This is a genomic window from Priestia sp. SRI_019, from assembly GCF_057586255.1.
This window is the reverse complement of sequence record NZ_JBYCZN010000001.1, coordinates 517,821-531,160: the sequence shown is the minus strand read 5'-3', so window position 1 is coordinate 531,160 and position 13,340 is coordinate 517,821. Positions and strand designations below refer to the sequence as shown.

Here is a 13,340-nt window from a genome sequence, read left to right as displayed (position 1 = left end):
ACTACTCTTCGTGAACTGTATCTATTAATTGAATTATAGGATAAGTTATCCTGTGTGTAAAATTTGTATATGCTATGTAAAGAGTTTGTTCAAGGCTATTCTTTCCTTTTTAAAGTGATATAATGCGTTTGAGCTCTAGCTTGTAAACGGAGAGGCAAAGAGGTTGTACCATATCCGTTACTCACAAAAAGAGGAATCTTTCTTTTTTCTTTCAGCCCTCCTAATTCATACATACCCAAATTAAATAAGCGTATCTGTCCCCCGTGTGTATGCCCGCTCAAAATTAAATCTACTTTTAATTCTTCATCTACATAATAGATAACATCAGGATTATGGCTTAGAAGAATGGTAAGCTGCTCAGGTTCAATGGAAGAAACAGCTCTCTTTAGATTCATCTGACCTTCTGATAAATCATCTACCCCTGCAAAGTGGCATGTAGTACCATCTTTAGAAACGGCAAAGACATGCTCATTTTTAAGGGCAATAACTCCTTCATCTTTAAGCATCTGCTTCAATTGCAATTGATCTACTTCGTAATCATTATTTCCCCACACAAAATAGACGGGTCCTAGCGTTTTAAGCTGTTGAATATTTTGACGAGCCCGCAATAAAGGGACTCCTCCTTCTAGTAAATCACCGCCTATGATCACAAAATCTACTTCGCCCGGTATTTTTTCCAACAGCTTCGACGAAACTGTTCGCTTATGTATATCCGATATAAAAAACAGGCGCAAAGGCTGCTGATTTTCAGGAAATCTTGATAAATGAATCGTTCTTTCTTCCACATATGTACGATGAGCTTCTGAAAACATAAAAATCAGCAAGCCTATGCCTAACGCTAAAACCATTAAAAGAATAACCATATATTCTCCTTCTTTTCATTTTATACCCGATGTGTTTCTGTTAAAGAAGAAAGGGCATAAATTATCGCAATTGTTAACAAACCTACTACTTGATAAAGCGCAATTGCACTTAACCATAAAATTCCTATCACACATAGACATGAAACAAGGTATTCATGCCAATTTACCTTATAGCCTTTTAGAAGCAACCGACTTTGCAGAAACACTTTACGAACTGCCGCTGACAGACAAAAAAGAGCCGTGAAAAACAAGATTATAATACTAAACACATCTAACGGATGTAAAATCATTTGAATAAGTAAATAGGTTAACGAAGCTTTTGAGCCTACAGCCGTTAAACTGCTGATATAATAACTGCATAACCACGCAGCCAGCAAGTTAAACCAATCCCTCACAAAAAAACCCCCTTCACTAAACTTCTATGTAAAAAGAGGCTTTTTCATGCGATTCTATTTGTTTTCATGATATAAATTAATTCCATAGGTTGACTGCATCCAGCGGAACGTTTCTTTTCGGTGCTCCCATGTTTCAGGCGTCGCCCATAGCTCTTTGCTTCTTTTAATAATCTCACAGCGCAAATCTTGGAAAGTCTTTTCTGCTTTCTCGCTTTTTTTCTGCAGCTGTACAGTATAAAAGTAAAGTGAGACGGTAAGCAATAGAAACATCAAATGTCCCATGTTGCCTAACAAAAACGAAAAAAATTCGCTAAACGTCGTAAAAAAACCGCTTTGAAATAGGAAAAAAAAGTAGCTGATAACAGCCGTTACACTGGCTAAAAACAAAAGCTTCCATTTTTTCTCTTTAGCTTTCAGCTTATTGACTGTCTCTTTTCTTTTAATAACGCTCGCTAATATATATTGAAGTGTTTCATCGCTCTCAAAGTCTGTCACTTTGTTTTCCATCATTCCACCCCCCTCGTATGCTAGTACAACATATGAGGGAACATAAAAGATTATGTGGGTAGCACTGAAAATAATGGCTGTTTCCTTAACCTTTACTGCATTAGTTCTTCTGGCTGTGCAGATTCCCCTTTTGATTTTCGTATCTGCAGGCCCAATAAAAAATCAATGAGAAAATGAGTAAAAATCGTGACATACAAATTTTCAGTCCACCAAAAAAGTAACCCTATTAAAAAGCTTAAAAACACAACCGAAATAAAAAGAAACCACTTTTTTAAATATCGAATGTGAACGAGTGCAAATACAATACTCGCCCAAAAGAGGCCAAACTGAACTTGTATAATCCCTCGAAATAATATTTCTTCTGAACATGCAACGATTAGGCAAATAAGGATCAGATGAGGAACAGAACGATTAGCAAATAAACGTTCATTGATCCCTCCGTCATCGTATAAATGCTCAGGTACGCATTTCATTAGAAGTATATCTCCTCCTACTACCAAGAGAGCTGTTCCTCCCCCGTACAATAAAATAGAAGACCAATCCAGCTGAAAAAACTGCGAAAAGGAATTCCATGAATCGAATGTAAAAAAACCGATGCCTAAAGCAATGAAGCAGATGAGCAGCTGTGTTACATATAAATTTTTAACTAGCTCTGCATCTGTCATGGATGAAATAAGCTCTTGCTGTGATTTTGCCATTATATCTCTCCTTGACGAAGCAAACGAGCTAATTCTAATTCCCAGCCTTGAAATGTCCATTGCTCCTGCTCACCATTTGTTTTTTTATAGTTTTCTAAATTCAAACCGCAGCAATCGCAACAATTCTCAAGCTCTGATTTTCCCGTTTCATCGAAATAGCCAAGCAGCACGTGACGACGGCATTCTTTTGTCTCAATAAACCCCTTCATCGCACGATACTTGTCATATTTGTTTCGAAGACGTTTATTTACAGCTGCAACAATCGTTTCATACATCGATTCAGGAATTTTCCAGGGTTCAACATGTTCATTTTTCACTACATTTTCTCTGTACAAATAATAACGAATAAATCGCCAATGTGTTTCTTGAACACCCACTGTATAAAGAAAGTGAGACTCTACTTGTTTTAAAGGAATGGCCTGATCATGGTTTCGTAAATACGACAAGCAGTATAAGATGGTATCTGAAGAAGGAAGCTCAATTTCAAGTAAAGAATGAGCAAAATCATCGTCTCCTTCAGCATAAAGCAAGATCGCAATACTGTTTCGCTGATCGCGTCCACTTCTTCCAATTTCCTGTACATATGCTTCTAGCTGCGTAGGTGTATGAAAATGAATAACAAAGCGAACATTCGATTTGTTAACCCCCATTCCAAATGCACTTGTACAGCAAATGATATCAAGCTGATTTTCTAAAAATTGCTGTTGAACAAGCATTCTTTCATTCGGTTCCATTCCTCCGTGGTAATACTGCACTCGCTGTATCCCATTTTCCTTTAGAAGCTGTGTTAATGCTTCTGTCCAAGATCGGCTGGAACAATAGATAATTCCCGGACCTTGCAGTTCACTAACGTACATCAGTAACTTCTCTTTTTTTTCTTCAATACTTGCAACAAAATCAACTTTCATCGCAATATTACTTCGATTCATGGAATAGATGTGCTCGTTGACAGCAGGAAGCGATAAGTAGCGCTTAATATCTTCCACTACTTCCCTAGTCGCAGTTCCCGTTAGTGCCAGACATAGCGGACTGCCAAGTTCCTTCCATATATCTCCTAGCTGTAGATAATCTAAACGAAAATCATGTCCCCACTGAGAAATACAGTGCGCCTCGTCCACAACGAAAAGGCCTACCTTTGCCTGCTTTAATGCTTCTACTACAAAACCATTTTGCAAAATTTCAGGAGATGCATAAATAAAACGATAAAAAGCTAAATTTTTTAGCGCTCGTTGTTTTTCTTCTTGTTGTAGGAAACTATTTAAGGCAATAACTCGCTTTTCTCCGCTTGCCTTTAGTTGTTGAACTTGATCTTCCATCAGTGAAATTAAAGGAGATACAATCAGCACCGGTCGGTTCAACAAATAAGCTGGGAGCTGATAGCACAATGATTTCCCTGTTCCTGTAGGAAGAACCGCTAACACATTATGACCTGTTAAAATATCTTGAATAATCTCTTTTTGTCCTAGTCGAAATTGGCTATAGCCAAATTGTTTCTGTAGAAGTTGTTCTATCTTCACATCAAACACCACTTTTTTTAGTATCAGGTAAAATGTTTTGCTAATACGAGACGAATCTGAAAATAGGTAACGTCGTCTTTTACTTCTTCTTTTATCACCTTTAATTTATTTGTCCGCAAACCTTCAAAGGCTGCGATAATTTTTTCCTGCTGCTTAGGCGATACGTATGCATCGATTGAAAAAGATGGAACAAACAGAGCTAATTCTGCAATATGATCTTCAATGGTACTTTCTTTTAAACGCCTTATATAAGCAATTTCTTCAAGCGTCTTGCCTTTTTGAAGCCAGCTATACGTTTTTAACGTCGAGCTTGTCAAAGGCAATTCTAAATATAGATCACGTAAAAAAGAAGAAAGCACGTGAAAGCTTTCATTATTTTTACTCACTTTTTCAATGATATGGTGAATAACCCCTAAAAGTTGAATATGAACATAATGCTCATCGAGTTCATATTGATATGCTAACTGATTTTTTGTAAAGCCGACTCTTTGGTATCCAGTCAGCTGCAAAACAAAAAGAGACGCATCCCGTTCCGTACAATCTTTCAAGCACGTTCGGAGCTCCTTGAATAGCTCGGCGGCTAACTCTTGACGCGTTTGCTTTTGAGACATAATATACGTTTTGACCCATTGAATGACCTCAGGATTTTTGGAGATGGGTAAAAACCCTTTTTGAAAATACTGTAGGTTTGATAAGGTCTGAATGAACAAAGTGATTCTTGCTAAAAATAATTGAGTACTGCTTGCGAATTTCCATCCGTCTAAAGCTGGATGAAAGGGTCGAGCCGTCAGTTCATCTTCAAGGCGTGCTTGTCCCTTATCTGTCATCACATACTTTTGATTTTCAGTTTCTTCAATATACTGCTGTTCTTTTAAATATGCAACGCAGGTTTCAAAAGACCGTTTATCTAAGTAAACAAATGACTGAAAAAGAAACGAAATTCCAAAAAATTTTCCGTCTTGAATCGTTTGAGCTGACTTTTTACCTGTTAATAAATGATAAATACCATAGGCGGTTCGCTCACCTTTTAACTGTTTTATACAAAATAAAATGCTAACTTGAATATAATTCAAAGGTGTCAACTTCCTTTCTCATTCATTGTACCAAAAGTGACCAATAGCATGTGAGATAAAGGCTTTTCAGCTCTTTCCTTTATGTATCAAAACGTTTGGGTAAGTGAAGAAACCTTGATTTGATAAGCATTCTCAGTGACTTTTCTATTGAAAAGTTTTATAAATCATTTTACAATGAATAAGGAGAAATTTCACTCTTGATTCGCGAAGAGATTATATAATGAGAAATTTTCGAACACTTTACAGGAGGTCTTGTTATGCCAAAATATACAATTGTTGATAAAGATACTTGCATCGCATGCGGCGCTTGCGGAGCAGCAGCACCAGACATTTATGATTATGATGATGAAGGTATTGCATTCGTAACATTAGATGATAACCAAGGTGTAGTAGAAATTCCAGAAGATCTAGAAGATGATATGATGGATGCAATGGAAGGCTGCCCTACGGATTCAATTCGCGTAGCGGATGAAAAATTCGAAGGCGACGCTAATAAATTCGAATAAGTATTGAGCAAACCTGTAGTGTACATGCTGCAGGTTTTTTTATATATAAAAATCGCTCTCACCGGGAGAGCGATTGAATTAAACAGCAATGCGACGTGTGATCCATTGCTTCATTTTTGAAAACAATAAGACAAAGATAACCCCTGTTGCTGCTCCTTTTATTAAGTTAAACGGCAAAATACCTGCAACGATATATTGACGTGCTTGTTCACTAGACATTTCTGGCGATTGCAAGAAGATTGTATACGCTGGTAAGAAGACATAATAATTTAAGACAGCCATGAGTACCGTCATTACCACCGTACCCGTAACCAAACCTATCGTTACGCCTTTAGCCGTTTTAAATCGGTTGAACATATATGATACAGGAAGAACGAACAGCAAACCAGCCACAAAGTTCGCCACTTGACCAACTGGAACCCCTGTAGCACTTCCTTGAATTAAATAATTCAATAAATTTTTTATTCCTTCTACTATAACAGCAGCCATCGGTCCAAATACAAGTGCTGCTACGAGTGCAGGAATTTCGCTAAAATCAATTGTTAAAAACGGAGGCAATCCAGGAATTGGAAAATTAATCATCATTAAAATATAAGCAATACTACTTAACATTCCTAGTATGACCAGCTTTTGAGTTTTCTTACTTTGTTGCATCTTGCCTCTCTCCTTCTTTGTGATCCACTCTTCAAAGAAGAAAGGTTCAACTTTATATCCCCACGCAAAAACCTCCCAACAAATGATTCGTTGAGAGGAGACATGGCAGGCATATTTAATAAACGTTCATCACATTAGGTTTTGAACGCTGAACCTCCACCTTCTCCCATCCAGACTGTACTGTCGGCTTTGGAATTTCACCAAATCTGCTCGTATGTATTACATATAAGCTCGCGGGCTCAAAACAATTTGTTTTTTACCGCCGGTCGGGAATTTCACCCTGCCCCGAAGATAGACCAATATTTAATTATGAATTTATTATATGTTATCTCGAATTAAAAGTAAATAAAGAAGTTCTTTAATTCCTATTAATTTGATGTATTTTATAAACTTCATTTCTGTTTTTATATGTAAAATAAGGAAATAAGTGCATAACAAACAGCAATATGACATATTTATAGTTTCAATTTTACGTTTATAATGGCGTATTTGATAACTAATCGTAAAGTTTGAAAAATATAATTGACAGAATTTTTTTAACATGGTAAATTATCAAATATTTGATGATAGTAAAATCCAAGGGAGATGTTCACGTCATGTATAATGTATTAGTAGCTGATTCAATTAGCAATGAAGGTCTTGCTCCACTACTTGAAGCTCCTCATGTGAATCTTACGCGAAAAAAAGTTGAAGAAGTTGAGAATGATTTGCATACGTACGATGCGCTTTTAGTACGGAGTGCTACGACGGTTACAGAGGATTTGCTGGCAAAAATGCCGAATTTAAAAATTGTTGCCCGTGCTGGAGTAGGTGTCGATAATATTGATATTGAAGCCTCAACCAAACGAGGGGTTGTCGTTATTAATGCGCCGAACGGAAATACCATTTCAACGGCGGAACATACATTTGCTATGATGGCTAGCTTGCTTCGGCATATTCCCCAAGGAAATGCTTCAGTTAAAGCGCGCGAATGGAACCGCTCAGCATTTGTTGGAACAGAGCTTAATCGCAAACACCTGGGCATTATCGGATTTGGACGAATTGGCTCAGAGCTTGCCAAACGCGCAAAAGCCTTCAATATGAGCGTTCACGTTTACGATCCTTTTTTAACATCTTCCCGAGCTGAAAAGCTAGGCGTAGAACTATTATCCCTGGATGAATTACTAGCAGCAGCGGATGTTATTACCGTGCACACTCCCCTTACGAAAGAAACAAAGGGATTGCTGAATCATGACACGTTAGCCAAAACAAAGAAGGGCGTGTTTTTATTAAACTGTGCACGCGGCGGGATCATTGATGAAAAAGCCCTAGTTCATTATCTAGAAATTGGCCATGTTCAAGGTGCAGCTATTGACGTATTTGAAGTTGAGCCGCCGATTGATAACCCTTTGTTACATTTTGATCAAGTTATTACAACTCCCCATTTAGGAGCTTCTACAAAAGAAGCCCAGCTTAACGTTGCTGAAGACGTGGCACATGATGTTTTGCGTTTTCTAGAAGGTAATCCTGTAAGCTCATCCATTAATTTACCGACGCTTTCTAAAGAAGTTTTTGAAAAAATTCAGCCGTTTACGAGCCTTACTAAACAAATGGGAGCTATTTTATCTCAATGCATGCGAGAACCTGTTCAGCATATCTCTATCTCCTACGGAGGCACAGTGACGGATTTGGAAACCACTTATATTACACGGAGCTTATTATCAGGCTTTTTAACTCATCGTATCGACTCACCTGTTAACGAAGTCAACGCTTCTATGATTGCCAAAGAACGAGGAATTACATTTGGTGAAAAAACATCGGAAGATACGCAAGGATATTCCAATATGATTGACGTTACCGTAACAGGCGAACAGCGTACATTTACCATTACGGGCACCTATATAGCAGGCTATGGACCTCGAATTGTTAATATTGATTCGTTTGATATTGATTTTTATCCGGAAGGACATCTTCTTTATATCCGTCACAGTGATCAGCCCGGAGTTATTGGAAATGTAGGAAAAGTACTTGGAGATTTACGTATTAACATTGCTACCATGCAGGTAGGCCGTAAGCAAAAAGGCGGAGAAGCTATTATGATGCTTACGTTTGATAAACTTTTAGATGACTCTGTCATCTCTTCGTTAAAACAAACAAGCGAAATTGTGACCATACAGCGTATTGAATTGTGACATTAAAAAAAGAGCCTTAGCGGCTCTTTTTTTATGGACTTATTTTTAACACTTGTCCTGCATTTAGCATCGTATTTTCTAAATGATTCCACTTTCTTAGCTGATCCATATCTACTTCATATTTGACTGCGAGCTCAGATAATGTATCTCCTTGATGGATAAGAATACAGTTATCAGAAGTCTGATGTAACTGCTGAAAAACCGTGGCAGCTAAATCGCTTTTTACGTATGCCGATAGTTTTTGCTTGTCCAATTTGGCAAGTGGGTTTACTGCATTGGTTTTATCCGGATTCCAACTTCCTTGATGAACTTCAAAATGCAAATGTGCACCTGAAGATCGCCCTGTATTGCCAACTCGTCCAATGTTTTGACCTGCCGCTACACGATTTCCTTCTGTAACAAAACGTTCCTCTAGATGAGCATAGACCGTTTCGTATCCATTTGTTTGTTTGATAAAAACAACCTGTCCATATGTATTTGAATAATAAGAGCGGCTCACCACTCCTTTTGCAACAGCATACACCTGTGTACCAACAGGTGCTGCTATATCAATTCCAAAGTGCTTGGCGTGACGTGAACCAAATATATCAGTTAAGACTCCTTCAACCGGCCACTCCCACTGCTTCTCTTCTGCTTTTACCATTTGCCCGCCCAAAAATAAAAGACCTATACACAATCCCATCACTAATACAACCAATATTCTTCTTAACACGTCAATCATGAAGAAAGAACCTCCTATGTAGATCATTGCACACAAAACATACTATATGCCAATTCCTTCTCTTTTAGACTTGTTTATAGAAAAAATAAAGAGATGTGATTCTCCACTGAATCACATCTCTTTGTTATTCTTATTATTTCAGCCGAACAAACTGTTATTTAGCATGTGTTTACTTTGGCAGTTTGATAAAGAAAGTTGTTCCTTCATTTAATTCACTTTCAACCGCAATGATCCCTTGATGTGCCTCCACGATATTTTTGGCGATTGCAAGCCCAAGACCAGTTCCTGACTTCCCTCTCGTTCTGGCTTTATCCGCTTTATAAAATCGTTCAAATACAAATGGAAGATCTTCTTTCGGAATGCCTGCTCCTGTATCTTGAACAGAAAGATGGATTTCGGATTGACTTTTATCAAGATGCAGCTTTACTTCTCCGTAGTCATCCGTATGACGAATAGCATTATCAATTAAGTTTGTCAGCACTTGTTCCATACGGTCTGAATCAATCATCGCTTCAAATTCATCTTCTATTTTTCCATTAAGAGACAGTTTAATATGTTTTTCTTTAGCTAACCCTTGAAACTTACGCAAAACACGTTCTGTAAATTCAACCATTGCTACAGATTCTAAGTGAAGCTGCACATGTCCCGCTTCCATTCGCGCCAAATCTAAAAGTTCATTTACAAGCCGGCCCATACGGAGTGATTCATCATAAATCACCTGTGCAATTTCTTTCTTTTCTTCATCCGTACTTGCAATATCGTCAATAATAGCTTCACTATAACCTTGAAGCATAGAAATAGGTGTACGTAATTCATGAGATACATTTGCAATAAAATCTTTTCTCGATTTATCAAGTTTACGCTCTTCAGACATATCCCGTAGTACAGCTACAGCACCGCGAATTTTCGTTTGATTATAGAGCGGTGACATTAAAATGACCCACGTTTTCCCTTGAATTTTTAATTCTGCACTTCGCTCTGTTTCAGTCTCTACTACCGTTTGAAACAAATGGACGACGTTTGCTGGAAGTTCAGGCACCTGCTGGTTGTTGACATCCTGCTCGTAATACCAAGTCTGAAGAAAATGCTCCGCTGGGGGGTTGGTAATTAAAATCGATCCGTCTCTACTAAACGTAATAACACCGTCTGCCATACTGCTTAAAATACTTGAAAGCTGCTCTTTTTCCTGATTAAGCGCATTGAGGTTAAACTTTAACTGCCTGCCCATTTGATTAAAAGCAATCGCTAACTCTCCAATTTCATCGTGAGTTAAAATAGGTACTTTTGTATCAAAGTTGCCTTTTGTTACTTCAAATGCCGCCTGCCTCATTTTTCTAAGAGGCGCTGTAATTCGAGTAGATAAGAAAAAAGCAAAGATAGTAGTTAAAATAATAGCAATACCTGCAGCCAATAAAATGAACTTAGTCGTATATTGAGCGGGCTCTTCAATTTCAGAAAGAGATTGATACAAATAAACGCCGCCTGTCGGTTTGTTATCTTTCATTAAAGGTACGCCGACAACAAACATTAAAGGCTCATCACTCGTGTCTTTCTTTGTGGTCATGTACATTTTTTCCCGTATTACTTTACCTTTTTCAACCACTTGATTTAGCTGATCGTTTTGCTTCACAATGGCCGAAATAGCTTTCTTATTTTCTTTATCAGGATGTGTGGAATGCCAATAAAAATCGTTATCTTGAACAATAACTACACTTGCTTGGTCTGCAAGTTCACGAGCAATGGATAGTCCTAATTTTTCATCGTCCGTTTCCTGCACAATGGTAGAGATTTTAGCAGCCGTTTTAGTTAAACGGTTTTCTGCATCTACAACATGATAATTTTCAAAAAACTGAAGCAATAAAATAGTCAAAATAAATAAAACAAGCGTGACGAGCAATAGGATAGTAAACCATAGTTTACCAACTACACTTCTCCAAAACATCAGTTATTTTCAACCTCAAATTTATACCCTACTCCCCATACGGTTACAATCATTTTCGCCGCTTGTGACGATACACGATTTAACTTTTCACGCAAACGCTTGACGTGCGTATCTACCGTACGAAGATCTCCAAAGAAATCATAATGCCATACTTCACGCAGCAGCTGCTCTCTGTCGTATACTTTATCTGGCGTTTTTGCGAGATAGCATAATAATTCATATTCTTTTGGAGTTAAGTTAACTTCTTTTCCGTCTGCTGTAACGCGATGTGCATCATTATCAATCGTTAAGTGATCAAAGACAATAAGATTTTTCACGCTTGTTTCTGGTTGAATAAACGTTGCTTGAGAAGAACGTCGAAGCAGTGCTTTTACGCGAAGAACCACTTCTCTTGGGCTAAACGGCTTAACGATATAATCATCTGTACCTACTTCAAACCCTTGGACTCTGTTTACTTCTTCCCCTTTAGCTGTAAGCATGATAATAGGAGTTGCTTTTTTCTCCCGAATTTGTTTACAAACCTCAATACCATCTATGCCGGGCATCATTAAATCTAATACAATCAAATCATAATCTATGTGTAACGCTTTTTCGATTGCTTCATGCCCATCTGCTGCTTCTTCAATGATGTATCCTTCTTTTTCCAAGTACATTTTTAACAATCGTCTAATGCGATCTTCATCGTCTACTAGCAGTAATCTTTGTTCGTTTTGCATGTATTTTCAACCTCCTAGTCTTAGTGTACAAAAAAAAACCGGCGAGTTCTACTTATGATACCCAAACAATGTGACAATTCGTGAACACCTTTACGAAAAACAGCTGTTTTTACCAAAAAGAGGTTGAGACGCAACGAAATCCATCTAGCCTACAGACAAACAAATAAAATAAAGAAGCTAGTAGAGATCGCTTGTTCCACCGCTGTTGATTTCCGTGCAAGTCTTGGCCTTGCCCTCCAATCAACCGCTAGAAGCCCCTACATACATGAACTCTACGTTCACCATTCCAATAAAAAATCCGAACGAATGAGATTCTTCATCAAGAATCTCAACTCATCGTTCGGATCTTTCTTCAACTAAAATATCTTCGTTTCAGCCTCTATTCTATTATTAAAGGTTACGCATATGAATGTAAACCTGCAATAATTAGGTTCACAGCCACTAAGTTGAACATAATGATGGCAAACCCGCCAACTGCCAGCCAAGCTGATTTTTCACCGTGCCACCCTTTCGACAGCCGAAGATGAAGAAAAGCAGCGTAAAATAAAAAGGTGATCAGCGCCCACACCTCTTTAGGGTCCCACCCCCAAAAGCGCGTCCAGGCCATCTGAGCCCAAATCATAGCGAAAATAAGTGCTCCTAGTGTGAAAATAGGAAATCCAATCGCCACTGCTCTGTAGCTTACTTCATCAAGCAAGTCGCTGTTTACCTGCTTCACAAGCGGCTGCAGCGCAGCTCCAATTCGCTTCCGTAAAATAAGACGAATCAGCCAATATAAGACGAATCCACTGGCTAACGACCAAATGACCGTATTTAATTTTTTAGCATTGATAATAGCCGGCATATCAATAAGCGGCTGTATATCGTTCCCGTCTGTCCACTCACTTTGATGCGGCCCCACTAGCGGAACCATATGATATACGACTTGCTCTTGTTCTCCACTTTTATTAACCCAATTAAATGATGATTCGTAGTGAGCCGCATTAAAAGCCAGCGTCACCGCTACAAACCCAAGCGTACTAATAAGCGTATACAGGATGAATTCCAGCCAAAATGCTTTTTTATTTCGCTTGGATTGGTCAATCGTTTTGATTAAATAAATCAATCCTGCAACAAAGCTAATGGAAAGCACAGCTTCACCCGTAGCTGCGGTTGTAACATGAATATGCAGCCAATTCGTTTGGAGAGCCGGTATCAGCGGCGTAATTTCAGTTGGAAACATGCTTGCATAAGCAATGATCAAAAGAGCCACCGGCAATGCAAAAAGTCCAAGCATGCTAAGACGATAAATAAAGTAAATAACAATAAATGCGCCAACAAGCATCATGCCAAAAAACGTCGTAAATTCAAATAAATTACTAACAGGAGCGTGGCCTGATGCAATCCATCTTGTAATGAAGTAGCCAATCTGTGCAATAAAGCCGATGATGGTAACCGCAATTCCAAACGTTGCCCACTTTGTTTTCTTTTGAGCTGCTCGCTTATCTCGAATAGCCCCTCCGAAAAAAAAGGTTGCAACTAAATAAGCAATAAACGCCACATACAGTAAATTACTACTTATACTCGCGTAATTCATG

The 13,340-nt window shown here is 38.2% G+C and carries 14 protein-coding genes and 1 riboswitch; of the genes, 2 read left to right on the top strand and 12 right to left on the bottom strand.

Going from position 1 to position 13,340, the window contains the following annotated elements:
* Nucleotides 1-95: 95 nt before the first annotated feature.
* The 6 genes from AC2YJL_RS02760 to AC2YJL_RS02735 form a co-directional block, all read right to left on the bottom strand.
* Nucleotides 96-863: a metallophosphoesterase gene (locus tag AC2YJL_RS02760; RefSeq protein ID WP_230933544.1), complete on the bottom strand. Its 768-nt coding sequence runs from the start codon at nucleotides 861-863 to the stop codon at nucleotides 96-98.
* A gap of 20 nt (nucleotides 864-883) precedes the next feature.
* Nucleotides 884-1,258 carry a hypothetical protein gene (locus AC2YJL_RS02755; protein ID WP_230933545.1) on the bottom strand — a complete coding sequence of 125 codons (375 nt, stop codon included), beginning with the start codon at nucleotides 1,256-1,258 and terminating at the stop codon, nucleotides 884-886.
* 54 nt (nucleotides 1,259-1,312) lie between these two features.
* Entirely contained in the window at nucleotides 1,313-1,768 is a 456-nt protein-coding gene (locus tag AC2YJL_RS02750; RefSeq protein WP_050688211.1) for a DUF2663 family protein, read from the bottom strand.
* A gap of 89 nt (nucleotides 1,769-1,857) precedes the next feature.
* Nucleotides 1,858-2,463: a CPBP family intramembrane glutamic endopeptidase gene (locus tag AC2YJL_RS02745; RefSeq protein ID WP_230933546.1), complete on the bottom strand. Its 606-nt coding sequence runs from the start codon at nucleotides 2,461-2,463 to the stop codon at nucleotides 1,858-1,860.
* Nucleotides 2,463-3,980 (bottom strand): RecQ family ATP-dependent DNA helicase, encoded by a 1,518-nt coding sequence (locus AC2YJL_RS02740; RefSeq protein WP_230933547.1) that lies wholly within the window; start codon nucleotides 3,978-3,980, stop codon nucleotides 2,463-2,465. Before AC2YJL_RS02740 ends, AC2YJL_RS02745 begins: the two co-directional genes overlap by 1 nt.
* Nucleotides 3,981-4,003: 23 nt before the next feature.
* Nucleotides 4,004-5,053, bottom strand: a complete 1,050-nt coding sequence (locus AC2YJL_RS02735; protein ID WP_230933548.1) for a YpbB family protein — start codon at nucleotides 5,051-5,053, stop codon at nucleotides 4,004-4,006.
* 257 nt (nucleotides 5,054-5,310) lie between these two features.
* Between AC2YJL_RS02735 and AC2YJL_RS02730 the strand changes: the two genes are divergently transcribed.
* Nucleotides 5,311-5,559 (top strand): ferredoxin, encoded by a 249-nt coding sequence (locus AC2YJL_RS02730; protein ID WP_013059046.1) that lies wholly within the window; start codon nucleotides 5,311-5,313, stop codon nucleotides 5,557-5,559.
* A gap of 78 nt (nucleotides 5,560-5,637) precedes the next feature.
* Here the strand turns inward: AC2YJL_RS02730 and AC2YJL_RS02725 are convergent, their stop codons facing one another.
* The gene (locus AC2YJL_RS02725; RefSeq protein ID WP_013084915.1) at nucleotides 5,638-6,213 is read right to left on the bottom strand and encodes an ECF transporter S component; all 576 of its coding nucleotides are present in this window, start codon (nucleotides 6,211-6,213) and stop codon (nucleotides 5,638-5,640) included.
* A gap of 154 nt (nucleotides 6,214-6,367) precedes the next feature.
* Nucleotides 6,368-6,510: riboswitch (FMN riboswitch) on the bottom strand.
* A 299-nt stretch (nucleotides 6,511-6,809) separates the two neighbouring features.
* Here AC2YJL_RS02725 and serA point away from each other — a divergent pair.
* Nucleotides 6,810-8,384, top strand: a complete 1,575-nt coding sequence (gene serA / locus AC2YJL_RS02720; RefSeq protein WP_251568790.1) for a phosphoglycerate dehydrogenase — start codon at nucleotides 6,810-6,812, stop codon at nucleotides 8,382-8,384.
* 31 nt (nucleotides 8,385-8,415) lie between these two features.
* Here serA and AC2YJL_RS02715 read toward each other — a convergent pair whose 3' ends face one another.
* From AC2YJL_RS02715 to ccsB, 5 genes are all read right to left on the bottom strand, one after another.
* Nucleotides 8,416-9,105: a peptidoglycan DD-metalloendopeptidase family protein gene (locus AC2YJL_RS02715; RefSeq protein ID WP_050688206.1), complete on the bottom strand. Its 690-nt coding sequence runs from the start codon at nucleotides 9,103-9,105 to the stop codon at nucleotides 8,416-8,418.
* Between the two features lie 169 nt (nucleotides 9,106-9,274).
* Nucleotides 9,275-11,047 (bottom strand): ATP-binding protein, encoded by a 1,773-nt coding sequence (locus AC2YJL_RS02710; RefSeq protein ID WP_071270826.1) that lies wholly within the window; start codon nucleotides 11,045-11,047, stop codon nucleotides 9,275-9,277.
* A complete protein-coding gene (locus tag AC2YJL_RS02705; protein WP_013059051.1) occupies nucleotides 11,047-11,763 on the bottom strand; it encodes a response regulator transcription factor in 717 nt (238 codons plus the stop codon). The genes AC2YJL_RS02710 and AC2YJL_RS02705 overlap by 1 nt, the downstream gene beginning before the upstream one ends.
* A 109-nt stretch (nucleotides 11,764-11,872) precedes the next feature.
* On the bottom strand, nucleotides 11,873-12,007 hold the full coding sequence (locus AC2YJL_RS02700) for a hypothetical protein (protein WP_369361623.1): 135 nt from the start codon (nucleotides 12,005-12,007) through the stop codon (nucleotides 11,873-11,875).
* Nucleotides 12,008-12,160: 153 nt separating this feature from the next.
* A complete protein-coding gene (gene ccsB / locus AC2YJL_RS02695) occupies nucleotides 12,161-13,339 on the bottom strand; it encodes a c-type cytochrome biogenesis protein CcsB (RefSeq protein WP_487374619.1) in 1,179 nt (392 codons plus the stop codon).
* Between the last annotated feature and the right edge of the window lies 1 nt (nucleotide 13,340).